The following is a 25,408-nucleotide window of genomic DNA, read 5'->3' as shown; positions in this document are numbered from 1 at the left end:
GCTAGAGCGGCCCGGCTTTCATGCCATCGTATCTCGATGGGTTAGAACCGTGGCTTTGCGTCCCCGGCTTTCGCGCGGGTTTGCCTTTTATCATTCACTTGGATTACAGGATTCGTCTAACCATATAATTCGACATGAATAATAACATTCTGTAAGTTTATTTAAATTCCTTCCTTGCACTAGTCGTACTATTTTCCTAATTTTCAGCATTTTTTTTTGGTTCGGATGTAGGTCCAGCCTAAAAAAAATCCTGCCTTTCAAAGCCTATGAATTTATGGGAATGACATAAAACAAGGGGTTTTCTCCTAAATGATGGAATAGCGTTATCACTTTATACCCACAATAAATAGTAGGAGAACTATAAGAGAAGGTGTCTTTTGGCATGAAAATGAGTTATCTAAATTGTTAGAAAATTGGGCTTTTTGGTGGATACCTAAAAATCAAGTCGAATTCTATGATGAAAGCATCACAACGAATTCCAAGCGGAACATCGCATCTGGAATCTCGACAAAGGCAAAACCGGTGAAAACCGGCGACGCAAAGCTATAGGGGCTAACGCACGACAAAACGTGTCAAGCCAGCCAGCTGCCGAAAGAGGAAGGGCGTTTGTTTTGCTGTGCATATACAGCAGCAACCCCACCTTTCGGGAAAGGTGGGGTTTTTATTTGGCATAAGGGGGTCAAGACTGTTTGAGGCTGGTGAATACGAATACGGGCGAAACGATAGCCCAGCAGGTGATGGAGGCCAAAACCTTTGGTCGCAGACTACGTGGGTTGCTCTTTACAAAGCGACTTTCCAGCGGGTTATGCCTTCACATCGAACCGTGTAGATCGGTACATACCTTTTTCATGCAATACGCGATTGATGTGGTTTATCTGGATAAACAGCATCGTGTCGTAGGCGTAGAAGAGCAGTTGAAGCCGGGACGCGTTGGCGCTGTATTCAAAGGAACGACTTCAGTGGTGGAACTTCCCGCAGGCAGTATCGGCCTTACCCGAACGACCGTCGGTCAAACGGTCCAATTTATTTAAAAACCGAGGAGGAAATTAAAATGAAAAACAAAATCAAAGGTCTTTTAACAGAAGAGCAAGGACAAGGGATGACAGAGTACGGATTGGTTCTGGGTGTAATTGCGGTGGGTGTAGTTGGCATTCTGTTTGCATTAAAAGGGAATATTCTTACACTCTTCAACAGAGTGAACAATGATGTCTCGAATGCAGCTACTCGCACTTAATAAAATCAGCCTTCTTGTATGGAAGGGAACTATATGATGACAGCTAAATTAGTAGACTTGTATACAAATGAGCAAGGCCAAGGTATGACAGAGTACGGCTTGGTACTTGGCGTTATTGCGGTGGGTGTAGTTAGTATCTTATTTGGTATAAAGTTGGAGGTTTACAGCCTCTACGATAAAAGTGTTCGCGTCATCGAGCAATCAGCCAGAACAGTAGGACTTCTCGATTAAAAAAGGAGTGAAATGATTAAGGTGAGCAAAATCAAAAATCTTTTGGTTGAAGAACAGGGTCAAGGGATGACAGAGTATGGTCTGGTTCTTGGGGTTATCGCGGTTGGTGTAGTTGGTGTTTTGTTTGCACTGAAGGGTAATATTCTCACACTCTTCAACAGAGTCAACCAAGATGTAGCAAATGCGACTAATGGTACTCCATAATAACAGCGGTTGTCTTTTATATTAACGCTCCAATGAAGAGGGTCTTACGTTTTACGGAACGTAGACCCTTTTTATAAAAACATTCTTGGGAGGCAGGTATGGTTGTAGTTGACAGTTTGCTCATTATCATTCTCGCCATCTGCGTATTCACCGATCTGAAGTCACGCAAGATTTACAATGCAGTCACTTTACCAGGCACTGTAATCGGTTTCATGCTGCTAAGCGCATCTGACGGCTTTCCTGGTTTTGTGGATGGTGTACTAGGCTTTGTTGTGGGGTTCGGTATCCTTTTGATTCCATATCTGTTAGGAGGAATGGGTGCCGGCGACGTGAAGCTGCTCGGGCTTGTCGGCGCATTCAAAGGCGTAACATTCGTGCTGCTTGCTTCCGTCTACATGGCATTAATCGGCGGTGTGATCGCACTTGCACTCCTCCTATTACGTAAGGGTGTTATCGAGAGACTCAAGCAAGTTATTTTCTCGGTAGTGCTGCTAAGATATGGGATGAAAATATCTTCTGCTATGAAAGATGACGCCTTTACGGCAGCATTTCCGTATGGTGTTGCGATTGCAGGAGGTGCGGTATTAAGTCTTTGGCTTAGAGGGTGGGGGATTTTATGATCAAAGATGAGGGAGGGCAGTCGCTGACGGAGTTTGCCGTTATTCTTCCTATTTTTTTATTGCTGGTATGCGGTATCTTCGATTTCGGCCGATTGATGTATGCCTATATGAACATGAACAACGTTGCACAAGAAACGGTGAGGTTAGGCGGATTTGATAGGACAGATTTAGAAATCGAAACGTTCGCTAAAAAGTATGTGCATCTTGGCGATTCAAACTTACTTAGAGTTGACATCTCGCCAAAAGAGCCCAATCGCCATTCCGGCGACTATGTTACCGTTACCTTGGAATACCCATACACGTATATGACACCCATTATTTCTAAGCTGCTTCCGGCTCCGACCGTTAAAGCCGCTTCAACGATAAGAGTGGAATAGGGGGCTAGTCATGAAACTTAGTTTGATTATTGAAAAGCTAAAGCGCCTCATGGTGCGACAGGATGGAAATGTCGCCGTACTGGCGGCATTCGTATTGACTGCATTATTGGGTATGACGGCGGTCGTAATAGAAGGAGGTAAGGTATATGTCGTCAAAATGCACCTCCAGAAGATGGCGAATACGGCCGTTCTGTCAGGTGCACAAGAACTGACCACGACGGAGAATAATGTTCGCGATGTTGCGAATCAAATTCTAAGCATCCATGGAGAAACGGCAAGTTTAATCGATTTATCTGTCACCATGAAAGACAGGACAACCGCCGTTCTGAAGAAAGTTGTGGATGTGCCTCTGGCCAAAGTGATTGGATTTGATAAGGTGTCAATCAGCGTGAAAGCAACGGCGAAGATTGAGGCCATGGGGGCTGCTACTGGAGCGGCGCCGATTGGCATCGATGAATCCGTACAGCTGCATTATGGTCAAACCTATCGCCTTAAAGTTGACGAAGCGGAGGCCACGACCGGTAACTTCGGTATCATTACACTGGGAACTAAAGGCGGCTCCGATACCTACGAGATAAATCTGACTAATGGTTATAAAGGAATGGTCTCAGTCGGTGATGTGATCGATACGGAAACAGGGAATAAAGCCGGAGGGACACGTGATGCTGTACAGGCAAGAATAAATAGGAGCCCTTACACACCTGGTGATATGAGTCACCTCGATGACCCGCGTATTCTGCTTGTCCCGGTGTATAAGCCACATAACTATACGGGTGGACAAATCAAAAAGATTGAAATTACCGGATTCGCCTACTTCTATCTAAGCGAACCCATGGATTATAACACGAAAGAAGTCATAGGCGTATTTATCCAAAGACCCGGCATAGGATTTGTTAAACCAGGGGCAGTAGACCGCGGTGCATATGTTATTAAACTAACTGAGTAGGTGGCATGACAACCATGAGATCAAAAATCATTTTTATTGCGGCACTCATAATGGGACTAGTAACAACCTTTCTTTTCTTTAACTATATGAAGCAGTACAACCAAACGACGACAGTAAGCGAGAACATGGTCGAAGTTGTTGTCGCTAAGCAGCAGATTCAGAGAAATCAACAAATCCAATCCGGTATGCTTGAAGTGAAGATGGTTCCCTCCCTGGGTCTACATCCTCAGTCGATGAAGTCAATAAAAGAAGCAGAAGGCAAATTCGCAGACGCTTCCATTGAGACAGGAGAAATTCTTCTCAGTCATCGTGTTAAAGCAAGTAAAGATGAAGCCGCTATCGTAGCGAAGAAAGTACAGAACGGATATCGTGCTGTTTCGGTAGGCGTTAATATTGTGCAATCGGTCTCGAATTTGATCGAGCCGGATGATTATGTGGATGTTCTAGTTACGATTCCTCCGAAGGAAGGAATGGATAAGCAGCTTGAGGCATCCACGGTACTGCTCAGTAATGTACATGTCCTTGCAGTCGGCAGACGGATGGTCGAAACAGACAAGGAACACCCCTATGCGGAATATGCCACTGTAACCGTAGAAGTAAAGCCGGAAGATGTACCGAGACTTGTTAACGCAGCTGATCGTTTTAAAATTGGCTTAGCTTTATATTCAAGAGTCGTTCCTGCAGCTGAGAAGAAATAATATTTAACGTTAAATACCAATGAATGGAAGGAGGCAACTCTCATGTCCGATGAAGAACAAACTGTTGTAGAGCAAGTACGGAGTAAGCGGGGAGAAATGATTGCCATCTGCAGCGCGAAGGGCGGCATAGGAAGGACAGCGCTGGCTGTTAATCTTGCTGTCGCCTTATCCAAGAACTACTCGAAGAGCAACAACATTCAAATCTGCATCCTAGATGCGGATTTTCAATTCGGTGATGTATGTTTAGCCATGGATCTCCATCCTACGTTCACCATTAAAGATGTAATGGACAGTATCGATACCATGGATAAGCACACGTTGGCGAGCTACCTGATTAAGCATAACAGTGGGGTGAAGGTGCTGGCCTCGCCGGATCGTCCCGAATATGCAGACCTTGTAACTCCAGACAATCTGGACAAGGTGTGTGATTTACTGCTTTCACAATATGATTATGTCATTGTAGATACACTTTCCGGGTTTTCAGGAAAAACATTGCAAGTAATCGAGAGAGCGGACTCCGTATTAATGGTTACAACCCTTGAGATGACAGCAATAAAAAGCACCAAGCTGATGATGGAAACTCTTATACTGCTTGGACTGCGGGATAAAATGAAGCTTGTCGTGAATCGGTCCACCATGGAGAGTGTGATTAAAGTCTCCGACGTACCGGAGTTGCTGAATGAGGAAATGCCTTTCTACGTGCCCAATGAGTTCGAACTGGTATGTCAGTCGATGAATGACGGCATACCGGTTGTCTTGAAGAATAGTAAATCGGACGTTGCAAAATCGGTGTACAAGATTGCAGAGCAGCTCATCCAGCGACGTGAAATCAGCGTATTTAAGCCAAAAGAGCCTTCGTTCATTCGAGGAATCCTGCATCGAGCGATAGGGAGCACATCCATTTTTTAAAGAAAATGAACCCAACTGGAGGAGTCCATCATGAGTTTACTTGAGAAACTGCAGGCGAAATCGGGGTATCAGCAGCTTGAAGCTGCGCAAGCGGAATCTCAGGACGCACCAGTCGCAGCGGAGAAATTGGAGAAGAAGGATTTAATGGCCACGTTCCGCCGCATCCGTGGTACGGAGCAGCCGCAGAAGGAACAGCGCGAGCAGATGAGCAAGCAGCATGAATTGAAGAATCGGCTGTACAAACAGATTTTCAGTGAGCTAAAGGATGACAATGTCGAGGAAATTATTCCGAAGCTCGATGCCATGGCCGTCGAGATCATGAAAGAAGACGACTCCTTCCGGGGGAAGGTGGATCGCAAGAAAGTCATTGATGAGCTTTCCAACGATTTGACCGGGTTTGGACCGATAAATCCGCTGCTCTTAGACCCTGATGTTTCTGAGATCATGGTGAATGGCCCGAATCAAGTGTATGTGGAGCGTAAGGGAAAGGTTGAATTGTCTTACGTACAATTCCGTGATGACGAACATGTCATGAACATAATCGACAAAATCGTCGCGCCGATTGGACGGCGAATAGACGAAAGCTCTCCGATGGTGGATGCGCGCTTGCCTGATGGCTCCCGTGTGAACGCCATTATTCCTCCGCTCGCGCTTAATGGACCGACTGTTACCATTCGTAAATTTTCCAAGGATCCATTTACCATAGAGAACTTAATCAACTTCGGCACGGTTACGCGGGAGATGGCCACTTTCCTTGATGCGTGTGTAAAGGCGAAACTCAATATTTTTGTCAGCGGCGGTACGGGATCAGGTAAAACAACGACACTCAACGTGCTCTCATCCTTCATTCCGAGTGATGAGCGCATCATTACCATTGAAGATGCAGCCGAGCTGCAGCTGTGGCAGGAACACGTTATTTCGCTCGAATCGAGACCTGCGAATATCGAAGGCAAAGGTGCCATTACGATCCGCGATCTAGTAAAGAACTCGTTGCGGATGCGCCCAGAGCGAATTATTATTGGGGAGGTACGGAGCGGCGAGGCGCTGGACATGCTGCAGGCAATGAATACGGGTCACGATGGATCGCTGGCAACAGGTCACTCAAATAGCCCGCGCGATATGATCTCTCGTCTGGAAACGATGGTGCTTATGGCCGGGATTGATTTACCGATAAAGGCGATCCGGGAACAGATTGCGGGCGCAATTGACCTAATTATTCAACAGTCCCGACTGAAAGACGGTTCACGCAAAATTACGCACATCACCGAAGTACAGGGCATGGAAGGCGATGTCATCGTGCTGCAGGATATTTTTGCATTCGAGCAGTATGGTTTGGATGAGGATGGCAAAGTGATTGGCAAGCTAAGTCCGACAGGGGTACGCCCGAAGTTTTATGAGCGACTTGAATCATCAGGTATTCAAATTCCTTCCTCGGTGTTCTTTGAAGCGGGGTGGCCAAATTGATTTGGATGCTGACAGTGATGGTGCTGTTGACCGCACTGCTCTTATTTTCAGCGATCTTTCAAAGCTTGTTTCATTCAGACCGACGGTTGAACCGCAGAATGAAGAAGATTCTCGAACTTGGAGACAAGCAGAAGCTTGGGAAACGGAAGTTTAATCTTCTTATTCAGATGCAGGTTTACCGCCGTCAAGTGAAAGAGAAGATGTTAACCAAGAAAAAAAGTGAAAAGCTAGAGCAGATCATATCGCGCTCTGGAGTAGCCATCGCACCTGAAGAGTATTTGATGTTCCAATGGATTGCTGCTTTGCTGTTGTTTGCCCTGCTGCTGCTGATAACGAGTAATCTTGGTTTCGGCCTTATAGGCTTTGTAATGGGTTATTTATCTCCAAGACTCTGGATCAAGAAGAAAACGCGGGAGCGAATCAAGAAATTTAATGATGGGCTAGAAGATATGATTATGACAGTTATCGGCTCTCTTCGTGCGGGATTCAGCTTTGCGCAGGCGTTGAAGACAGTCGTTGATGAATCGGAAGCGCCGATCAAAGATGAGATAGAAATTCTGCTGAAGGAAATGCAGTACGGCACAAGTATGGAGGAATCGCTTGAGCATTTAAAAGTAAGGATGCCGAGTGAAGATTTGGACTTGTTGGTTCAAGCTGTGCTGATTCAGCGGCAGGTGGGTGGGAATTTAGCCGTGGTCCTTGATACAATTGTACGTACGATTCGTGACCGCAATAAAATTCATCGTCAAATCAAGACCTTAACGGCACAGGGGAGAATGTCAGGTTGGGTAATCGGGCTGCTGCCATTCGGGCTTTCCGTCATTTTATATCTCATCCAGCCCAGTTACATTGGAACGCTGTTCACGCATCCGATTGGGCTTATGCTTATAGGCGGAGCTGGCGTATCGATGCTCATCGGGCTTTTCCTAATTCGTAAAATGACGACCATCGAGGTGTAGCCTGAATGATGATGTATGTGACCTTTTTCTTAACGATCTTACTATTGATCCAGTTCTTGTTCTCATTAAAAAAGGAAAAAAGCGCAAAAGTTAAGCGTCGTTTATCCATGATTACCGATAAGGAAGCAGCGGCGGCTCGCGCCCTCGAAGATGAGGAGAAGAAAGAGCTGAACGTGATACAACGCGCTATGCGGAGCATATGGCTGCGGATGAAACGCAGATTCGAGCGCAAGAGCGGGATGCGGGATACCGGGATTGAGCTGAAGCTGCTGCAGGCGGGTAATCCTTTTGGCATGGGGACATTCGAGTATCGACTCATGCAGATTATGATGATGATTGCCATGCCCATCATTGGTGTAATCTATAGTTTATTAATTAAACCGGATATTAGCGGTATGCTGCTGGGCGGATTGTTCGGATTTCTGATAGGTACAGTCCTGCCATCGTATTATTTGAGTGCCAAGACGAGACAGCGCAGCAAGAAAGGTCTCCGTGAACTCCCTGATATATTGGATTTGCTTACGGTCAGCTTGGAGGCCGGGTTAGGTTTTGACTCTGCACTCCACAAGCTTGTATTGAAATCGGAAGGTGTCGTTTCGGGGGAGTTCCATCGCTGTTTGGAAGAGATACGACTTGGCAAGACACGGCGTGAAGCGCTGCTCGGAGTTCGTGACCGGCTGGTCATTGAAGAAGTACGCGTGTTGATCAGCTCCATTCTTCAGGCGGAGAAACTCGGGATCGGTATGGTACAAGTGCTTCGCGTCCAGTCACAGGAAGTGCGAGAACAGCGTAAACAACGCGCGGAGGAAGCGGCGATGAAGGCTCCAATTAAGATGCTGTTTCCTCTGATATTGTTTATTTTCCCGAGTTTGTTTATCGTTCTGCTTGGACCGGCGGTCATTCAGTTTATGACGACTTTTAAGTGAGTACATTAGCGTTACAGGCAGGCTCATCTATGGATGGGGCTGTTTTTTTACGTTTTGAATCGAGCTATGCAACAAACCCTTTAAAGCGTAGAGCTAAAAAGATATATAAGGTGAAAGAAATCCATATGAACAGGGTAGTATAGCCCACTAATTTCCAAACGATAAACGAGGAATGACCAGAGTTTCGATTTGAACGTTTCAAAAGTTGATCCAGATGCATCCCAATAAATATAAACAGGGGAAAGACGGTTAGAAAATAGCGCATAAATCCATGGGAAGCAATATGAATAGGCTGAATCAGAATGGAGGAGAGCGGCATCAAGATTAAACCAAACGTATAGATCACCTCGGACCAAACAATGGTTACCCCGCTCTGTTGTAGTCGAATTGTTGATACTAAATAAGTGATGAAAATCACAAGTAACAATATGTGTAATATAATAATAGGTTCAATCCGGCTTGTTTCTACAGACGTTATGATATCTTGATAGATGGGATAGAAGGGGATGGTCGAATAACGGCCATAATCAGGCGCCATTACTTTTAAAAACAACAACGGCTCTCCTTTTGTCAGCCAAAGATAAACCGGATAGCTGAAGAACATCAGACTGCTCATCAAGGCAAATACAAAATCTTTAACATCCAATTTTCTACGGATTAATCTCTCTACAAAAAAAGCCAGTGGAACCCATACCCCAACAATTCTGGAAAGAGCAGCTAGTCCTCCGATAAAATACGCTGCTCCCCTTTTTTCATTGTCCCAGAAGCGGAAAGCCGATAACGCCAAGAACCAGAAAGAAGCTTTCTGTATAAAAGGCGCTGAAAAAATAAGAAGATGGGAAAAAGACGAGGGCGGAGAGCGTTAAAAACCTTACTCTTGCGCCGAGCCCTCTCTTCTCCATGAGCGTATATAATAGCCAAAGCGAACTTATAAAAAAGAAGTTGGATAGAAGAAACCCGGCCCAATAAACGTCAATCGCGGTTACACTGGTGACTCCCCTGACAATAAGCGGATAAAGCGGAAAAAAGGCGGTTAACCGGTCTTCCGTATATCCTTCCACAGCGATTTGCGCATAATTATAGGAATCGTAGAGAATAAAATGATCTAAAATAGGGTTATCCAATTGTAGCTGATTATCAACATAATGAGTCTGATCAGGTTGGCCGATTGATAAAAACCCGAATATGATCAATCTGCTTACAACAAAAAGCAATAGAATGATCTTGAGTGCTTTCATTGATAGATCTTCCTCAGATCCCACACCTGACCAAAGCTGCCTGTAAAGTCCGGCTCATGTAATTGCTTCTTCACTTCATCCAGTTCAACTTCCGATAAGGAGTTTACTAATTTGTTGGAATCCGCAGTTGGAAGAATCAGAAAGTCAGGCCGGTCCGAATGAATGATATCCATTATATAACCGGATCGGAGGCCGTTTAGGGAACGCTCGAATGCGGTCCATTGGTGAACACCTTTGGTCGCTTCCAGAATAAACGGATCGAAACGTCCGTCCGCGAGCACATCTCCGCCCCTGAACATCACGTAACCGGAAGAGCCATAGTCAGAAAGGACCTTAGGCCGGTCGATAGTGTTATTCTTGTGAAGGATGTAAGTCATCTCTTCTACCGGATATTTCGTAACAGGCTGCTTATATGGCGTCAACAGAACGGTGGAAAAGTTGAGTAGTAACCCCAATACGATCAAGGGAAGCACTATTTTCAATCGTATATAGGGCTCCAAGCTCTTAAATACACGCAACCACTTATATGGATCAATGATAACAGCCAAGAAGTAAGGTAGAAACAGCACGAGGAACAGAAATTGTTTGTAGCTGGCTAGACCTAGGTACAGTATTCCAATAAAAAGCATGAGGCGGAACGGCCTTCCCTTAATGCTGTACACGCCGGAAAGCACAAATACAATCAAAGTGATAAAACTAATGTAATTGCTCGAAAAGGGAATGGGTTTCCACTCATCAATCATTTGAGTAAAAGGACTTTCACCTAAAGTCAAAAAGTAGGTTAAGCTCTGCAGCCCTCCGAAATTAGCAATCCCGCCAATTACGATGAAAATCAATGCGATAAGATCATATCGATTTAACTTCTTTTCCCATATTCTTTCGAATACTTGCATCATGAAAAACACCGCGATGACCGCCCATACGCCCGTATGCACGTTGGCTAAAATCAAGGATAAAATCCCAAGCATTCCTGCTTTTTTTACGGATGCATCCATGGCAAACCGTCTAAGCCATACGGCGAACCAAACAACAAGACCCGCAGAAATTATTTGTGGGCGAATTTTGAAGTAGGCTATATAAATGTAGAACGCGAACAAAGGTAGAACGACATACACCAAAAAAGGGTGCATCTTAGGAAGGCCCATCTCTTGTCTCGAGATCTCCATCAATCGATACAGCCCGACAGTTAATATGAAAACCGACAGCAGTGTGAAGATATGTACGCCATTCCACTCCCATAAGCTGTACAAGCCGCCGACGATCCACTGGAAACCGACTTCATGAGGTACATAAGACAGGTTCTCGCCGGCAAACGTATGGATCGCCTTATCAATGACTTTACCCTGCGTGATCATTTCCTTCCCGACTTCAATGTGCCAGAACGTATCGGGATCATTACGGGAAGAATGGACATCCATGAAAATGAATATGAACATAAAGATTGCAGCGTAGACGGCGAATACGACTCTTTGAAACAGCACTTTGTTATTCATAGTTGTGGCTCCCTTACCCTAGCTAGCTATACTTTTTGGCCAATCGCCATGATGGAGACTCCAAATGGCAATTTACCGTGTTTCAAAACATGTCTCTCACTGGACATAACATATGTAAGCAGCTTATTAATGAAAAACGAAGGCATAGATAGGTCATCCGATTTTTGCATAAAACCCAATTTCTTATGTAGGATTCTCACAAGTGCAATCACCGGAAAGAGCCAGGTATTGAAATAGCTTGCATGCTTCGGTTGAAGGTTGCAATGCTGCATTTTCCCAACCAGTTCGTGTAATCGATATCTTCTCTTATGATGATGAGACTCATCGTGATTGCTCCATAAGAAAGAGAAGGCAGGGACTGTGATGAGCAGACTCCCCCCCGGTTTTAATTTTCCAGTCAATGCGTTAAGCGCCCCTATATCATCTTCAATATGCTCGAGCACATCCAAGAGAACAATCAGATCGAAGGATTCATCAGCTAATGGAACCTGATCCGGCAAGCTGCCGATATAGACGGATTTCCCGCTTTTGGATCTTGCAATTTCAGCTGCATCATGTTCCATTTCGAGGCCAATGACCTCGCAGCCTAATCGAGACAACATAGCCAAGTTTCCGCCGGTTCCACAGCCTGCATCCAGGATTTTGGAGTGAGGTCCGATGGACCGTAATTGCGATTGTAAAACGGTCTCGATAATGCTGCGCCGGCTGACAAACCACCAGTGCTCTTGCTCCATACGATCCATTTTCCAGTAAATTGTTTGTTCCATTTATTTAACTCCCTCCAGCCGAGGCAGTTCTTTATTATCATCCAAGCCTATTATGCTTTGAGTGAAATACAAAGGACGCCGTTTCGATTCGTTGTAGATTCGCCCCAGATACTCTCCGATGATTCCCAGTGTCGTAAGCTGAACCCCTCCAAGAAAGAGGACCGCCACCATTAAGGAGGGATATCCGGGCACTGCGTTGCCGTGGAGTAGGGTAGTTATGAATAAATAGCAGGCAAAAAGAATAGCGAACAAGGAGATGGCAAAGCCCAAATAAGTCGCCGCTTGCAAAGGTAGGAAAGTGAAGGATGTGATGCCTTCAACGGCAAAATTCCACAACTTCCAATAGTTGAACTTGGTCTTACCGGCAAATCGGGGCTCTCTGCGATAAGAGATGCTTGTCTGATTGAAGCCTACCCAACTGAAGAGGCCCTTCATGAAACGGTGCTGCTCACGAAGTTCTTTCAAGGCGTTGACGACCTTTCTGGACATTAACCGAAAATCACCCGTATCCTGGGGAATAGAGATGGGTGTCAGCCTTCGGATGAACCTGTAAAACAGATGCGCTGTGAGCTTCTTCATTGAAGTTTCGCCATCCCGCTTGGAGCGGGTGGCATAGACCACTTCATAACCTTCTTCCCACTTGGCCAATAGTTCTGGAATAACCTCTGGAGGGTCCTGCAAATCCGCATCAATGGGAATCACAGCATCGCCACGGCAATTGTCGAGGCCTGCCGTTAAAGCGATTTCCTTCCCGAAGTTGCGGGATAGATCAATAATTTTGATACGGCGATCCTTCTCACGAAATCCATGAAGCTTGTCCAGCGTATCATCCTTGCTTCCGTCATTAATAAAAACCATTTCATAATCATAACCGGTCTGATTCATAATGCGCGTGACTCTAAAGTAAAATTCCATGATGTTGGCGCTTTCGTTATAAACAGGTACAATGATCGAAACAAGAAGTCCCTTCATCGTTTTTCTCATGCAACCAACCCCCACTTTTCATCCTATTATGGGCAAATAAAAAAGCCCCTTTCACCAAAAAGGGGCATAAAACTCCCGCAGCTTTGGTAACTGGCTGGCATAGTGCACGGATGTGCACGTTAGCCCCTGTAGCTTTGCGTCCCCGGCTTTCACCGGATTTGCCTTGTTCATGTTCGCGAAAGATTCTTTCAAAAATCGATATATAACCTTATCATACGACATGTCGGGTTCTGGCAATATCCGACAGAAGGATTATTATTCTAGCGGTGTTGCGGTATAAATGAACTAGCTCTGCCCGGAATTGATTAGAGATTTAGAACTATACCGAATCAGGTCGCCTATAGATTTCTATTAAAATGGATGGATCAGGAATAACGATTACATAAGCAAAATAGGTATAATTGTTGTACAACCCGCATATCCATAATCAAAAGCATAAATAGCAGGCAAAGGTGCCTTAGGTCCAAGAACGATACGTCGTTCTCTGCACCTGGGCACCTTTTTGTTTTCATTCATTCGGGGTGAAGAGGTGAAAGGAGTGAAACAACAACCAATTCGAGCCATTCCGCTCGCTGTTAGGATCATCCCTAATGTGGATGCCGGCTTGGCACTTCAGTTGGAATTGAAGCCGGGCATTCGCAGCCTCGGTCTGTTAACGTCCAGCATTGATGACGTGGGCTACACCGCTATCGATGAAGCAACGAAGCATGCAGTAGTCGAAGTGGTGTATGCTCGTTCATTTTATGCGGGATCAGGTCATGCTTCTGGACCGCTTTCAGGAGAATTTATTGGGATCATAGGCGGTGCATCGCCTGCCGAAGTGAGAAGCGGGTTAGATGCGGCTATCCAAGTGATGGAGACTGGAGCTTGTTTTTACGCCCTCAACGACGAGGGAACGCATGCTTACTATGCTCATGTTGTCTCCAGAACTGGTTCTTATCTGTCCAACTTAGCAGACATTCAAGAAGGAGAGCCTCTTGCTTATTTGATTGCTCCGCCACTCGAAGCCGTGTACGCACTCGATGCCGCACTGAAGGCGGCCGATGTGCGTATGTGCAAGTTTTATGGCCCTCCGACGGAGACGAACTTTGCGGGAGGATTACTAACAGGCAGTCAATCTGCTTGTACGGCAGCAGCAGAAGCGTTCGCAGAGGCTGTTCGAAGCATTGCTCGAGAGCCTAAGAAAATAGGGTAAAAAGAAGCGGGTGTTTACAAATGGATGGAAGATTGATGTCTTTGGGCATGATCGAAACTTACGGTCTGCCTGCCTTGATTGCAGCCGCAGACGCTGCAGCCAAAACGGCAGATGTGAAGGTAACGACTTATGAAAAAGTGGATGCCGGCATCGTAACGATCTATATTCTAGGCGATGTTGCAGCGGTCAAAGCTGCCGTGGATGCAGGTGCTGCAGAAGCGAAGAGAGTGGGCAAGCTGTTATCCACACATGTTATACCGCGACCGGATCCTTCTGTACACGCGATGATTCAGGAGGCTTGGGCCAAAAACCAGCCGAAAGATTCACCGAAGGAGGAACGCAATAAGGTTATCACGACGCCGGAAGTGAGTGCGCCGAATTGGAGCAAGATGAGCGTAGCACAGCTTAGAGAACTTGCGCATAATACGCCCCGATTCCCCATAACCGGTCGGGATATCCAATTGGTTAGTAAAGCCGAATTGGTCAGGCTTTTCACGGGGATGGACGCTGAAGGGGGAGATCCCGTGACATGAAGCTGGATAGCGATTTACAAGCGATCCAGGAGGTCCGCCATTTCCTTCAAGAGGCGAAGGCGGCACAAAAACAACTGGAGAAAATGACACAATCGCAAATAGATATGATCGTAGCAGCCATGGCTCAAGCAGCAGAGTCGGAAGCAGAGCGGCTGGGAGCAATGGCCGTAGAAGAGACAGGCTTCGGAAGAGTCGCTGATAAAAAGGCGAAGAATCTATTCGTTGCGAGGGACGTCTACTCGGCAATTAAGGATATGAAGACTGTCGGTATTATCCGCAAAGATGATGAGAAGCAAGTCTGGGAAATCGCTCAACCAGTCGGTATTGTTGCTGCGATTATACCTTCAACGAACCCGACTTCAACCGTCTTGTTCAAATGCCTGATCTCACTTAAATCAAGAAACGCCATCGTGATTAGTCCTCATCCATCAGCACTGCGCTGTTCGCAGGAGTCGGCAGCCGTCATGCGTGCTGCGGCGGAGAAGGCAGGAGCCCCGCCCGGGCTGATTCATTGTCTATCGGTTCCGTCCCTTGAGGCGAGTGGTGAACTGATGAGGCATAAGCTGACCGATATCATTTTGGCAACGGGTGGAACAGCAATGGTCAAGGCCGCTTATAGCTCCGGCAAGCCCGCATACGGTGTTGGTCCCGGCAACGTACCGGTTTATATTCATCGGAGTGCAAATATCCCACGAGCTGTGAGACTGATTTTGCAAAGCAAAACATTCGACTACGGAACGATCTGCGCTTCGGAACAAGCGCTTGTCGTTGATCAAGCGGTAAAAGCGGAGCTGGTTGCGGAGCTGAAGCGGCAAGGAGCTTACTTTTTGAATGCGGAAGAAAAAGAAAAGGTCGGCTCGATCCTCACCATTGGAAAAGGAATGAACCCGAATGTGGTTGGCCGTTCTCCACAAGTGATTGCGGGCAAGGCTGGCATAACGGTTCCGGAGGATGCAAGGGTGCTGGTCGCGGAAGAGTCGGAGGTAGGACATGCGTATCCATTTTCCATGGAGAAACTCAGTCCTGTGCTTGCTTTATATACCGTGAGTGACTGGCAAGAAGGCTGTCAACGCTGCATCGATTTGTTGGAGCTCGGAGGACTTGGACATACACTCGGCATCCACGGCGAGGACTTGTCGATCATTGAGGCGTTCGGGCTGGAGAAACCAGCATCGCGCATTGTGGTGAATACAGGCACTGCGTTCGGGGGAATCGGTGCAACGACGGGGATTATGCCATCGATGACACTGGGCTGTGGTTCCTATGGCAACAACATTACATCCGATAACATTGGACCACAGCATTTGATGAACATCAAGCGTGTTGCTTTTGGCATTAAAGAGATGAGGGCGGAGCCCGATACAAGCCGTGTTGCAGCGCTAGTGGCGGAAAGCTTGGAAAGCTCTAATAAACTTGGTATTACGCGTGATGAAGTTGCGCAGATCATTAAAAGCGTGCTTTCCGAAATGCAATTGCATACATAACCCGAGGAGGAAATTCAAATGGCAGGAGAAATGGCAGCTTTAGGTTTGGTGGAAACGAAAGGCTTGGTAGGTTCAATTGAAGCGGCAGACGCCATGGTCAAGGCAGCGAATGTGAGATTGGTCGGTAAAGTTCATGTTGGCGGAGGACTGGTCACGGTCATGGTCAGAGGAGATGTCGGCGCTGTAAAGGCGGCCACGGATGCAGGTGCTGCAGCTGCGGAAAAAGTGGGAGAGCTTGTTTCTGTTCACGTCATTCCTCGTCCGCATTCCGATATTGAGTTCATTCTTCCTAAGCTCGAAGGTTAAATACGTCTATGACGCTTATTACGGAAACGCATCTGCGTACTCAGCTGGTTAAAGGCCTGCCTAATCCGTTTCCGGTAATGGATGGGGATAAGCTGACACCGGCAGCCGCTGACTTTTTGAAAGATAGGGGAATCTCTTTGCGGCGCGTGGCCCCTTCGGAGTCAACAATCCTTCCCGGAAGCGAGGATAGTGGGCTCAAGCTCATTCCAGTCGGTGTATCAAACCGGCATGTTCATCTCTCTCCCGAGCATGTTGAAGCGTTGTTCGGCGCTGGTTATGCGCTAACTCTCCTTCGTGAGCTGTCTCAAAAGGGTCAGTTCGCTGCGCGTGAAACCGTGACATTAGTTGGTCCGAAAGGAATCATCCAACATGTCCGCATCCTAGGTCCTTCACGTGGAGCGACCCAAGTGGAGATCTCGCGTACAGACGGATTTGAGCTGGGCGTTCATCCCCCGATCCGATTATCCGGTGATATCCAAGGTACACCAAGTATTACACTCGTCGGTGCGAGCGGAACGGTTGTTTTGCAGCAGGGGCTGATCATTGCCAAAAATCATGTGCACATGTCTCCAGAAGATGCCCAAACCTTTCAGGTCAACGAAGGAGATCGCCTCATTGTCCAAGCAACGGGGGAGCGGCCGATTATTTTTGCTGATACGATCGTGAGGATTAGCGCGCATTTTTCGCTCGATTTTCATATTGACTTGGATGAAGCGAATGCTGCCCATTTGAATACAGGGGATAAGGTTCAGATGATCGGCAAAAACGGTGAAATCACGCGTGCCGAAAGGAGGCAGCTCTAGGTGGAGATCAAGCAAATGGTCGAATCTATTGTTCGTGAGTTCATTGATTCGTTGGAAAAGCAAGCGGTCAAGCGGCCTAAGGTGCTTTACATTTTTTACGACAGTACGGCTCATGAGGCTTTTACCGATCATTTTATATGGTTAAATAATCACCAGGTTAATCATGATATTTTGTTCCTGGATGGCGAAGCTTCTTCTTGGCTGGGGAAGCACCAAATTGAATGCGGTGGTCGCGGAAAAACGATAGCATCTGACGAATTCGCGCCGTCTCCTCTAGAGGTGCCCCTCGAATATGAGGGCATCGTGATCCCGGAAATTGATCTCGATAATGCGGCAAGGGCCGCTCTTGGCATGAAAGGGACCATCCTATCGGAGATCATCTTTTCCACGTTGGTTCAGAATAAATTTGTACTCATCGGCGATGATATCTCCGGGTTAAAACGGGCTGACCGACGTACGCTCAAGACAATAACATTGCCTAAGCCTTATGTGAACCTTTTTGATTATTACAAAATGGAACTGCAGATGTATGGCGTTGAATTTGGTCCATTGAAGCAGTTGGCTGAAATGGTTGTGAATAAAACCCGTCCAGATACTGCAGTTGCGGAAACGGACGGCTCAGTAAAAACAAACGAGAGCACCGAGAATAACGGGCACATCGTTTACGAAGGAAGGCTCATCTCGGCGGATTGGGTGGCGCGGGAATCCAAAAGTAAATCTCTTCGCTCACTGCAAGTTGGCAAGAGAACGATCATATCTTCACTGGCCCAAGACATGCTGAAGGAGAAGGGCATCACGATCGAATATGCGGCTGAAGGGTGAGGTTCTATGTTTTTAGGAAAAGTAATCGGCAGTGTATGGGCTTCGCAAAAAGAAGTGGGCATGGACAATTTGAAATTGTTAGTGATCCAGCCGATGGATTTCAAAGATAGCGAAGCGGGCACTCCGATCATTGCCGCAGACCGCATTGGAGCCGGTGTTGGCGAGAATGTGATTGTGTCTAGAGGGAGTCCGGCCCGAACCTTGTTCACGGATAAAATGGTTCCTATCGATGCGATGATCGTAGGCATTGTAGATAGTTATGAGGTCGCTCAAGAAACCGAGGAGGACGTATGGAAGAGCAGAAGATGAGGGTGATTCAGGAATATGTGCCCGGCAAACAACTGACACTGGCTCATGTGATTGCCAATCCCGATCCGGTTTTGTATACGAAGCTTGGTATTGAAGAAAGGAATGCGATTGGGATTTTAACACTTACTCCCACGGAAACGGCCATCATTGCCGCTGACATTGCGACCAAAGCGGCTAGTGTGGGCATCGGTTATTTGGATCGTTTCACCGGATCGCTCGTGCTCACGGGGGAAGTAGCCGCTGTGGAAATGGCGATTGAGGCTGTGAATGCTTTTTTGCAGGATAAGCTGAAATTTGCGACTGCACCGATAACGAGGTCTTGAATCTATGAAAAAAGTGATGCTGATCGGCGCTGTCGGTGCTGGAAAATCAACGTTAATTAAAGCCTTGTTCGGGGAATCGGAGCCGGCGATCAAAACCCAAAGTCTTATCTATCGGGACTGGATCATTGATACACCTGGTGAATACAGCGAAAATCCATTGTATTATCGCTCCCTAATAGCGACCTCGCATGAGACTGCAGCTGTTTTGCTTGTGCAAGATGCTGCCCGGAACAGAAACTATTTTCCTCCCGGATTTGAACAGGGGTTTCCTGTATTAACGATTGGGGTAGTAACCAAAATCGATCACCCGAAGGCAGACATTGATAGAGCCATTACCCTTCTGAGACAGTCGCTGCCGGAAGGAGAAATCTTCTTGACGTCGGCAGCGTCCACAGTGGGAATTCAACGGCTGAAGGAAAGACTTATGGAGATTGTACAGGAGTAAATCCACGACGTAATGAGGGATTCATGGTGGCATTGATCATGGAATTGTGCAGGAATCATACGATTTTAAGCGAGGAAGAAGCCCAGACGATCATGGAGATGGCCGCTCAGCTGCAAATGATAGCCGATGTGTCGGAATCGGATGTATTTATTGACTGCCCGCTCGCAGACAAGGGTTCAGCGCTTGTGGTTGCCGAGGCACATCCATCCTCAGCTCCATCCCTATATAAGACATCAGTCGTCGGACAATATGCTTTTGCGCAAAATGAGCCTGCCGTGATGTTTTGTTTGCTTTCTGGGCAGTCCGTGATCGGAGCGAGAGGCATCTCGCAGGAACAGATTGCCATTCAGCAGAACGTCGTGCCGATTCGGTCAAAAGGCGGCAATGTCATTGGCGCATTGATTATGGAAAAGGACATCTCCGAAAAGCTCGAGCAGGAGAAAAATGTGACGAGATTAATGGAGACAACGGAACAGCTGAGCGAAACACTGCTTACTGTGGCGATGTCTGAAGGCAGTATGCAGTCGCTTATGCACGAAGGCATTATTTTATTTGATGACAAAGAATGTATGACCTATACCAATCCCCGAGCAGCTGAAATGTTGAAGCAAATCGGTCATATTGGCGCGATTAACGGGTACCCGATTGCCCAGTTGTTTTATGGCAGATTAGAAGGGAACCCTCTCATAGGCCACAAAGGACTCATCCATCAGGAGCTTCAAATTGGGCATGTTTCCTTTGATCTGAAAGCCATGTCCATCTACCGGGATCAGCGGGAGGTAGGCGGCATAATTCTCATTCGTGACATCTCGGATATGAAAGAAAAAGAAAAGCAGTTAGTGATCAAATCGGCAGTTATTAAGGAAATTCATCATCGTGTGAAAAATAATTTGCAGACTGTATCCAGTCTACTCCGCTTACAGATGCGAAGGACCAAGCTTGAAGAAGTGGAGAGAGTCTATCGCGATAGTATCAACCGCATTAACAGCATTGCCGTCATTCATGAAATGCTTGCCTTTGAAGGACTTGAAACGATCCATTTCAACGATGTGGTGGAGCGCATTACGAAGAACATTATCTCGTCCTCTTCCAAACCGGATCAGAACATTTACCCGAAAATTTATGGGGATGAGCTTATTTTACAGTCCGACGTTGCCACTACGCTTGCGCTTGTTGTCAATGAGCTTGTGCAGAACTGCGTACTGCATGCTTTTGGGGAGAGACGTACCGGGAATATCGACATTTCCCTGCAATTTATTGGCACTTTCATTAGTGTCCATGTATCCGATAATGGTATAGGAATTGAAGCGGCAAACCATTCTGACAGGAAGAGTCATCTTGGCTTGAAAATCACAGAGACACTTGTGGAGGAAAATCTCAGCGGTGTCATTCATATAACTTCGGATGAGCGGGGTACGGACGCTCATATCACATTTCCGCTTTCCAAAGCGCAGCAAAAGGAGGACGAATAGCCATGAAAAATGCCATCGTTGTTGTGGATGACGATCCAATCATTCGCATGGATATTCGCGAAATGCTGGAAGAGGGCGGATATTGGGTCGCGGGAGAAGCCAAAAATGGCGAGGAAGCGGTAGAGCTCGTTGCCAGATTAAAACCGGATCTTGCCATCATGGATATTAAAATGCCCGTCATGAACGGCATCAAGGCGTCCCAAATTATACGCAAGCTGCAGCAGGATACATCCGTTTTACTACTTACGGCATACAGCCAGAAGGAATTGGTGAAGGATGCGCGAGAGGCGGGTGTCGCAGCTTTCCTGGTTAAACCGATATCGGAGGAAGATTTGCTGCCCGCTGTAGAAATTGCCTTGAGTCAGAAAGAAAAGATGGATTCACTGAAACAAGACATCAAACAGCTAAAGCAATCCATCGAAGAGCGCAAAGTGATCGAGAAAGCGAAGGGCATCGTGATGCAGGTATACGCCTTAAATGAGGAAGATGCCTACAAGAAAATGCGTGAAGTGAGCATGACTACGCGTATTCCTCTTTCAAAGCTGGCGGCAGGCGTTATCGCTGATGGGATCGGGGCATTAACTAGTGCGGCACAGGACGGGTGAGTGGGAAATGCATAACCAGTGGATCACAAGTGTCGGCCTAGATATCGGAACGAGCACGACCAAGATGGTGATTAGCCGTTTGAAATTAGTACGCTCGTCGGGTGCTGTCAGCTTGCCTCGATTTGAGATCGCGGAGCGGGAATTGCTGTACGCGAGTCCGATTTACAGCACTCCGCTGAAGAGCGGCGATGAAATCAATGCGGAGCACATCTGGGAAATCGTGACCCATGAGTACAAGCAGGCAGGAATTCGTCCAGCGGATTTGAAATCTGGCGCCGTTATCATTACCGGAGAAACGGCGAATAAAACGAACGCTAGGCAAATTTTGCATCTGCTCGCCGAACGCTCGGGCGATTTCGTTGTAGCAACGGCAGGTGCCGATCTAGAAGGGCTGCTTGCCGGCAAAGGCGCCGGTGCGGAGCGTCGCTCCATGCAGATTCGAGGCGCAGTCGCCAACATTGATATCGGCGGGGGTACAGCCAATGCGGCTATTTTTCAAAGAGGTAAGCTGATTGGAACAGTCACCTTTCACGTTGGGGGCAGGCTCATCCAAATAGACTCGAACGGAGTGATTATAGACGTATCGCCATCGATTCGACCATGGCTGAGGACTAGTGGATACAACATTAAGGCAGGCGACACGGTTAGCTTCACTCTCATAGAAGAAATCTGCATGGGAATGTGCCACTGTATGATGGATTATTTAGCCGGGCAGATCATTCCTGAGCATGATGAAACTCTTCGTTCCTTGCTGAACGGCGAGCTGCTTGCATCAATGCCTCCCATTGGAGAATGGATGGTATCCGGAGGGATCGGCCTGTTGATGGAGGCGAAGAAACCGGAAAGTTTGGCCGATGTGGCGGTCCATCATGATATCGGCCCTTTGCTAGCGCACACTTGGAAGGAATTATCCGCCCAATATCCTATCCGACTCATCCGTGCAGATCAGACGGTCAAAGCGACCGTCATCGGTGCCGGGATGCAGAGCACGGAAATCAGCGGCGCTACGGTGCATTTGGATGCATCGCTGCTGCCGATTCGCAATTTGCCTCTACTGGGGCTTGATGTAACAACGCAGATGCTTGAGCAAACTGGGCTGCTTGCGGATGCGTTGGATGCGATCATGAAAAGCGGCGCAAGCCTCTTTGATCGGGATCAGTCACCACCGTTCGGGCTGGCGTTGTCAGGAATGAATGACCTTACGTACACATTGCTTCAGCACTTAGCGGATCGGCTGCATGCAAGTTTTGTTCAACATTTTCCTGCTAGTGAAACTATGGTGGTCATCTGTGAAACGGATATTGCGAAGGCGCTCGGTCAATCCTTGACTAAGCGCTGCGGACAACGTCCGAAAGTCATTTGCATCGATCAAATTCGTGTAGAGCATGGGGATTATATCGACTTGGGTGAGCCTATTTCAGGGATCATGATCCCGGTGGTAGTTAAGACGTTGGCCTTTCACAACAGAGCGGAGGGGATAAGACAGTGAACCTGAAGACTACGTTGCTTGGTACAACCTTTCAATTCAAAAATTTAAAGGAAGTCATGGCGAAGGCAAACGAGGAGAAATCAGGCGATCAGTTGGCCGGAATCTCTGCACTGGATGCGAAGGAGCGGATTGCAGCCAAACTGGTTCTGTCCGATTTGACGCTGGGGGATATCCGAAATCATCCTCTGCTGCCGCCGGAAATCGATGAAGTGTCGCGGGTAATCGAAGACGGGATAAACGAGAAGATCTATACCGAGGTTCGCAATTGGACGGTGGCTGAGCTGCGGGAGTATTTGCTGCGGCAAGAAACGGGAAATGATGAAATTCGCAGGCTTTCCCGTGGCTTAACGAGTGAAATGGTCGCCGCTGTCACCAAATTAATGAGCAATCTTGATCTTGTGCAAGCCGCATCCAAAATGGAAGTCACAACGCATTGCAACATTACGATTGGCCAAAAAGGAGTGCTGTCCGGTCGGGCCCAACCCAATCATCCTACGGACAATATTCAGGGTATTAAGGCCGCTTTATTTGAAGCCTTGAGTTATGGGATTGGGGATGCGGTTATCGGTATCAATCCGGTAATCGATTCGGCAGATAGCGTCAAGAATATTTTGCAGGTGACCAAAGAAGTGATGGAGAAGTGGCAGATTCCGACGCAGAACTGTGTTTTAGCACATATCAAAACCCAGATGCGCGCTATCCGACAAGGCGCTCCAGCCGACATGGTGTTTCAAAGCTTGGCCGGCACGGAGGACGGGAATAAAGCGTTCGGCATTGATGTTTCGCTACTTAACGAAGCAGATGAGCTCATTGCCAGGGAAGGCACAGGGACAGGGCCGAATCTGTGGTATTTTGAAACGGGCCAAGGCTCCGAATTGTCAGCCGAAGCGCATCACGGTATCGACCAGGTCACACTCGAGTCCCGCTGTTATGGCCTTGCCCGAAAATATAAGCCGTTTATTGTTAACACGGTTGTTGGCTTCATCGGACCTGAGTATTTGTATGACAGCAAGCAGGTAATTCGGGCTGGTTTGGAAGACCATTTCATGGGCAAGCTTCAGCAGCTGCCGATGGGGGTAGATGTTTGCTACACCAATCATATGAAGGCAGATCAGAACGATATGGACAATTTGGCGGTGCTGCTTTCCGCTGCAGGCGTCAATTACCTGATCGGTGTGGCCATGGCAGATGACTGCATGCTCAATTATCAATCTACCAGTTACCACGATATCGCCACTTTAAGGGAATTGATGAGACTGCGCCCGGCCCCGGCATTTGAACAATGGCTGGTGAAAATGGGCATCATGGAAAATGGCCGATTAACGCCGATGGCGGGAGATCCGACCCTTTTTATGTAGCTCAGATGCTGCTTGCGAAGCCAGTTTTGCTAACGCAAAACGCTAAGGAGGAAACGACATGAACAAAGTTATCCCCATGGATCAGCTTGTTGATATGGTGATGGCAGAGCTTGAGAAGAAGCTGTCTGCATCAACTGCTGTTGATATTCCGGCGGTTAATCGCTCTTTGAATCCTACCCCTGTTGATGAGGAAGCACAGCGATCTACCCGAGTAGACATGGTGTCGGAACTGGCCCCGTCCACCGAATTGGACACATTCACCTCTAAAGTACCAACTCCCAAATGGGAGGAAGGGATGAATGAGCTGCTTGCCAGCACACCGGCACGTATCGGCGTATGGCGTACGGGTACGAGGGCACTCACCAAAGAGGTGCTTAAATTTCGCCGTGACCATGCCGCAGCTGTCGATTCCATATATGGGGATGCGAGTCAAGCGCTTTTGGACGAATTCGGTTTGTTTACGGTGGAAACCCGTTATGAGAATACGGAAAACTATTTAAAACGTCCTGATATGGGACGTATTGTTACCGAAGAAGGAATCGCAGAAATTCAAAAAAGGTGCAAGATGAAGCCGCAGGTGCAGATAGTCGTTTCGGATGGACTTAGTGCCAATGCGGTAGACGCCAATTTGGGCGATGTGTATCCTGCGCTGCTTGATTCGCTTAGTGCTTACGGGTTATCCACAGGTACTCCGTTTTTCGTCCGTGGCGGCAGGGTCGCTGTTATGGATCACATCGGCGAAATTGTGCAGCCGGAAGTGCTTGTGCTTTTGATCGGGGAAAGACCTGGACTTGTTTCGTCTAAATCGCTTAGTGCTTACATCTGTTACAAACCGCGTAAAGGCACTGTGGAGAGCGACCGCACGGTGATTTCCAATATACATCGCGGGGGCACCCCTCCACTGGAAGGCGGTGCGCATATCGGCACCATCGTGAATAAAATGCTTGAGCAAAAAACGAGCGGTGTCAACTTGGAAATTTAATGGTCAAGATTATTCACCTTGAGAATGTGCTTCGTTAAGAAGCTTTTCTATAATGGTCCGGAGAAGGAGGTGCAGGCCGAATGGGACTGACGATTGGAATCGTAATTATTGCGGTCACGTGTTTGTTTGCTTTATGGATTGTCAGAATCGCCAATAAAAGCATTCGCGAATTCGATGAAAGCAAGCATGAAAGTTTCCTAGGGAAATGAGACTTGTGACTTGTTTGTACAAA

At 47.2% G+C, this 25,408-nt stretch carries 32 protein-coding genes and 3 riboswitches; of the genes, 27 read left to right on the top strand and 5 right to left on the bottom strand.

What is annotated here, in order from left to right:
• Positions 1-2 precede the first annotated feature (2 nt).
• A riboswitch (cyclic di-GMP riboswitch) is annotated at positions 3-95 on the bottom strand.
• Positions 96-502: 407 nt separating this feature from the next.
• A riboswitch (cyclic di-GMP riboswitch) is annotated at positions 503-593 on the top strand.
• A 105-nt stretch (positions 594-698) separates the two neighbouring features.
• The 12 genes from QFZ80_RS30005 to QFZ80_RS29950 all read left to right on the top strand — a co-directional run bounded on the left by QFZ80_RS30005 (position 699) and on the right by QFZ80_RS29950 (position 8,568).
• Complete coding sequence (locus QFZ80_RS30005; RefSeq protein WP_307555916.1) at positions 699-1,031, top strand: DUF192 domain-containing protein; 333 nt, start codon at positions 699-701, stop codon at positions 1,029-1,031.
• 20 nt (positions 1,032-1,051) lie between these two features.
• Complete coding sequence (locus tag QFZ80_RS30000) at positions 1,052-1,234, top strand: Flp family type IVb pilin (RefSeq protein ID WP_307552094.1); 183 nt, start codon at positions 1,052-1,054, stop codon at positions 1,232-1,234.
• 33 nt (positions 1,235-1,267) lie between these two features.
• The gene (locus QFZ80_RS29995) at positions 1,268-1,465 is read left to right on the top strand and encodes a Flp family type IVb pilin (protein WP_307552095.1); all 198 of its coding nucleotides are present in this window, start codon (positions 1,268-1,270) and stop codon (positions 1,463-1,465) included.
• 21 nt (positions 1,466-1,486) lie between these two features.
• Positions 1,487-1,669 carry a Flp family type IVb pilin gene (locus QFZ80_RS29990; RefSeq protein WP_373460199.1) on the top strand — a complete coding sequence of 61 codons (183 nt, stop codon included), beginning with the start codon at positions 1,487-1,489 and terminating at the stop codon, positions 1,667-1,669.
• A gap of 98 nt (positions 1,670-1,767) precedes the next feature.
• Complete coding sequence (locus QFZ80_RS29985; RefSeq protein WP_307552096.1) at positions 1,768-2,289, top strand: A24 family peptidase; 522 nt, start codon at positions 1,768-1,770, stop codon at positions 2,287-2,289.
• Positions 2,286-2,666, top strand: a complete 381-nt coding sequence (locus QFZ80_RS29980) for a TadE family protein (RefSeq protein WP_307552097.1) — start codon at positions 2,286-2,288, stop codon at positions 2,664-2,666. Before QFZ80_RS29985 ends, QFZ80_RS29980 begins: the two co-directional genes overlap by 4 nt.
• 10 nt (positions 2,667-2,676) lie before the next feature.
• The gene (locus tag QFZ80_RS29975; RefSeq protein ID WP_307552098.1) at positions 2,677-3,612 is read left to right on the top strand and encodes a pilus assembly protein TadG-related protein; all 936 of its coding nucleotides are present in this window, start codon (positions 2,677-2,679) and stop codon (positions 3,610-3,612) included.
• 14 nt (positions 3,613-3,626) lie between these two features.
• Positions 3,627-4,310 (top strand): Flp pilus assembly protein CpaB, encoded by a 684-nt coding sequence (gene cpaB / locus QFZ80_RS29970; protein ID WP_307562352.1) that lies wholly within the window; start codon positions 3,627-3,629, stop codon positions 4,308-4,310.
• Between the two features lie 42 nt (positions 4,311-4,352).
• Positions 4,353-5,219, top strand: a complete 867-nt coding sequence (locus QFZ80_RS29965; protein ID WP_307552100.1) for a CpaE/TadZ family protein — start codon at positions 4,353-4,355, stop codon at positions 5,217-5,219.
• A gap of 30 nt (positions 5,220-5,249) precedes the next feature.
• On the top strand, positions 5,250-6,683 hold the full coding sequence (locus QFZ80_RS29960) for a TadA family conjugal transfer-associated ATPase (RefSeq protein WP_307552101.1): 1,434 nt from the start codon (positions 5,250-5,252) through the stop codon (positions 6,681-6,683).
• A 5-nt stretch (positions 6,684-6,688) separates the two neighbouring features.
• On the top strand, positions 6,689-7,642 hold the full coding sequence (locus tag QFZ80_RS29955) for a type II secretion system F family protein (protein ID WP_307555921.1): 954 nt from the start codon (positions 6,689-6,691) through the stop codon (positions 7,640-7,642).
• Between the two features lie 5 nt (positions 7,643-7,647).
• On the top strand, positions 7,648-8,568 hold the full coding sequence (locus QFZ80_RS29950; RefSeq protein ID WP_307552102.1) for a type II secretion system F family protein: 921 nt from the start codon (positions 7,648-7,650) through the stop codon (positions 8,566-8,568).
• A gap of 64 nt (positions 8,569-8,632) precedes the next feature.
• Here the strand turns inward: QFZ80_RS29950 and QFZ80_RS29945 are convergent, their stop codons facing one another.
• The 5 genes from QFZ80_RS29945 to QFZ80_RS29925 are packed head-to-tail and all read right to left on the bottom strand — an operon-like array spanning position 8,633 to position 13,050.
• Positions 8,633-9,355 carry a hypothetical protein gene (locus tag QFZ80_RS29945; RefSeq protein WP_307562350.1) on the bottom strand — a complete coding sequence of 241 codons (723 nt, stop codon included), beginning with the start codon at positions 9,353-9,355 and terminating at the stop codon, positions 8,633-8,635.
• Positions 9,321-9,806: a hypothetical protein gene (locus tag QFZ80_RS29940; RefSeq protein ID WP_307562349.1), complete on the bottom strand. Its 486-nt coding sequence runs from the start codon at positions 9,804-9,806 to the stop codon at positions 9,321-9,323. The genes QFZ80_RS29945 and QFZ80_RS29940 overlap by 35 nt, the downstream gene beginning before the upstream one ends.
• Entirely contained in the window at positions 9,803-11,299 is a 1,497-nt protein-coding gene (locus tag QFZ80_RS29935; RefSeq protein WP_307552104.1) for a hypothetical protein, read from the bottom strand. Before QFZ80_RS29935 ends, QFZ80_RS29940 begins: the two co-directional genes overlap by 4 nt.
• A gap of 26 nt (positions 11,300-11,325) precedes the next feature.
• Positions 11,326-12,066, bottom strand: coding sequence for a class I SAM-dependent methyltransferase (locus QFZ80_RS29930; RefSeq protein ID WP_307562345.1), 741 nt, complete (start codon positions 12,064-12,066; stop codon positions 11,326-11,328).
• Positions 12,067-13,050, bottom strand: a complete 984-nt coding sequence (locus QFZ80_RS29925; RefSeq protein ID WP_307552106.1) for a glycosyltransferase family 2 protein — start codon at positions 13,048-13,050, stop codon at positions 12,067-12,069. It abuts the gene before it with no gap.
• Positions 13,051-13,132: 82 nt separating this feature from the next.
• A riboswitch (cyclic di-GMP riboswitch) is annotated at positions 13,133-13,223 on the bottom strand.
• Positions 13,224-13,588: 365 nt separating this feature from the next.
• On the opposite strand from QFZ80_RS29925, the gene eutL reads away from it, so the two are divergent.
• The 15 genes from eutL (at position 13,589) to QFZ80_RS29850 (ending at position 25,385) form a co-directional block, all read left to right on the top strand.
• Positions 13,589-14,245, top strand: a complete 657-nt coding sequence (gene eutL, locus QFZ80_RS29920; protein ID WP_307562343.1) for an ethanolamine utilization microcompartment protein EutL — start codon at positions 13,589-13,591, stop codon at positions 14,243-14,245.
• Between the two features lie 20 nt (positions 14,246-14,265).
• Positions 14,266-14,778 carry a BMC domain-containing protein gene (locus QFZ80_RS29915; protein ID WP_307552108.1) on the top strand — a complete coding sequence of 171 codons (513 nt, stop codon included), beginning with the start codon at positions 14,266-14,268 and terminating at the stop codon, positions 14,776-14,778.
• On the top strand, positions 14,775-16,262 hold the full coding sequence (locus QFZ80_RS29910; RefSeq protein WP_307562341.1) for an acetaldehyde dehydrogenase (acetylating): 1,488 nt from the start codon (positions 14,775-14,777) through the stop codon (positions 16,260-16,262). The genes QFZ80_RS29915 and QFZ80_RS29910 overlap by 4 nt, the downstream gene beginning before the upstream one ends.
• Before the next feature lie 18 nt (positions 16,263-16,280).
• Complete coding sequence (locus tag QFZ80_RS29905; protein ID WP_047676490.1) at positions 16,281-16,568, top strand: BMC domain-containing protein; 288 nt, start codon at positions 16,281-16,283, stop codon at positions 16,566-16,568.
• A gap of 8 nt (positions 16,569-16,576) precedes the next feature.
• Complete coding sequence (gene pduL / locus QFZ80_RS29900; protein WP_307552110.1) at positions 16,577-17,371, top strand: phosphate propanoyltransferase; 795 nt, start codon at positions 16,577-16,579, stop codon at positions 17,369-17,371.
• On the top strand, positions 17,372-18,193 hold the full coding sequence (locus QFZ80_RS29895; RefSeq protein WP_307552111.1) for a hypothetical protein: 822 nt from the start codon (positions 17,372-17,374) through the stop codon (positions 18,191-18,193).
• 6 nt (positions 18,194-18,199) lie between these two features.
• Positions 18,200-18,502, top strand: coding sequence for a EutN/CcmL family microcompartment protein (locus QFZ80_RS29890; RefSeq protein WP_307552112.1), 303 nt, complete (start codon positions 18,200-18,202; stop codon positions 18,500-18,502).
• A complete protein-coding gene (locus QFZ80_RS29885) occupies positions 18,484-18,825 on the top strand; it encodes a BMC domain-containing protein (protein WP_171645417.1) in 342 nt (113 codons plus the stop codon). The genes QFZ80_RS29890 and QFZ80_RS29885 overlap by 19 nt, the downstream gene beginning before the upstream one ends.
• Positions 18,826-18,829: 4 nt before the next feature.
• On the top strand, positions 18,830-19,270 hold the full coding sequence (locus QFZ80_RS29880; RefSeq protein ID WP_307552113.1) for a EutP/PduV family microcompartment system protein: 441 nt from the start codon (positions 18,830-18,832) through the stop codon (positions 19,268-19,270).
• A 38-nt stretch (positions 19,271-19,308) separates the two neighbouring features.
• Positions 19,309-20,742: a sensor histidine kinase gene (locus tag QFZ80_RS29875; RefSeq protein WP_307552115.1), complete on the top strand. Its 1,434-nt coding sequence runs from the start codon at positions 19,309-19,311 to the stop codon at positions 20,740-20,742.
• Positions 20,743-20,744: 2 nt separating this feature from the next.
• Positions 20,745-21,347 carry an ANTAR domain-containing response regulator gene (locus tag QFZ80_RS29870; RefSeq protein WP_307552116.1) on the top strand — a complete coding sequence of 201 codons (603 nt, stop codon included), beginning with the start codon at positions 20,745-20,747 and terminating at the stop codon, positions 21,345-21,347.
• Between the two features lie 7 nt (positions 21,348-21,354).
• Positions 21,355-22,836: an ethanolamine ammonia-lyase reactivating factor EutA gene (locus QFZ80_RS29865; RefSeq protein WP_307552118.1), complete on the top strand. Its 1,482-nt coding sequence runs from the start codon at positions 21,355-21,357 to the stop codon at positions 22,834-22,836.
• Entirely contained in the window at positions 22,833-24,194 is a 1,362-nt protein-coding gene (locus tag QFZ80_RS29860; RefSeq protein ID WP_307552120.1) for an ethanolamine ammonia-lyase subunit EutB, read from the top strand. Before QFZ80_RS29865 ends, QFZ80_RS29860 begins: the two co-directional genes overlap by 4 nt.
• Before the next feature lie 58 nt (positions 24,195-24,252).
• Positions 24,253-25,176 (top strand): ethanolamine ammonia-lyase subunit EutC, encoded by a 924-nt coding sequence (gene eutC, locus QFZ80_RS29855; RefSeq protein ID WP_307562338.1) that lies wholly within the window; start codon positions 24,253-24,255, stop codon positions 25,174-25,176.
• Between the two features lie 80 nt (positions 25,177-25,256).
• Positions 25,257-25,385, top strand: coding sequence for a hypothetical protein (locus QFZ80_RS29850; protein ID WP_307552124.1), 129 nt, complete (start codon positions 25,257-25,259; stop codon positions 25,383-25,385).
• The last annotated feature ends 23 nt before the right edge of the window (positions 25,386-25,408 follow it).

Source organism: Paenibacillus sp. V4I7 (assembly GCF_030817275.1).
In the GTDB taxonomy this organism is placed as follows: Bacteria; Bacillota; Bacilli; order Paenibacillales; family NBRC-103111; genus Paenibacillus_E.
Note: the sequence above shows the minus strand (reverse complement) of the source record. Positions and strands in the feature narration are given on the sequence as shown.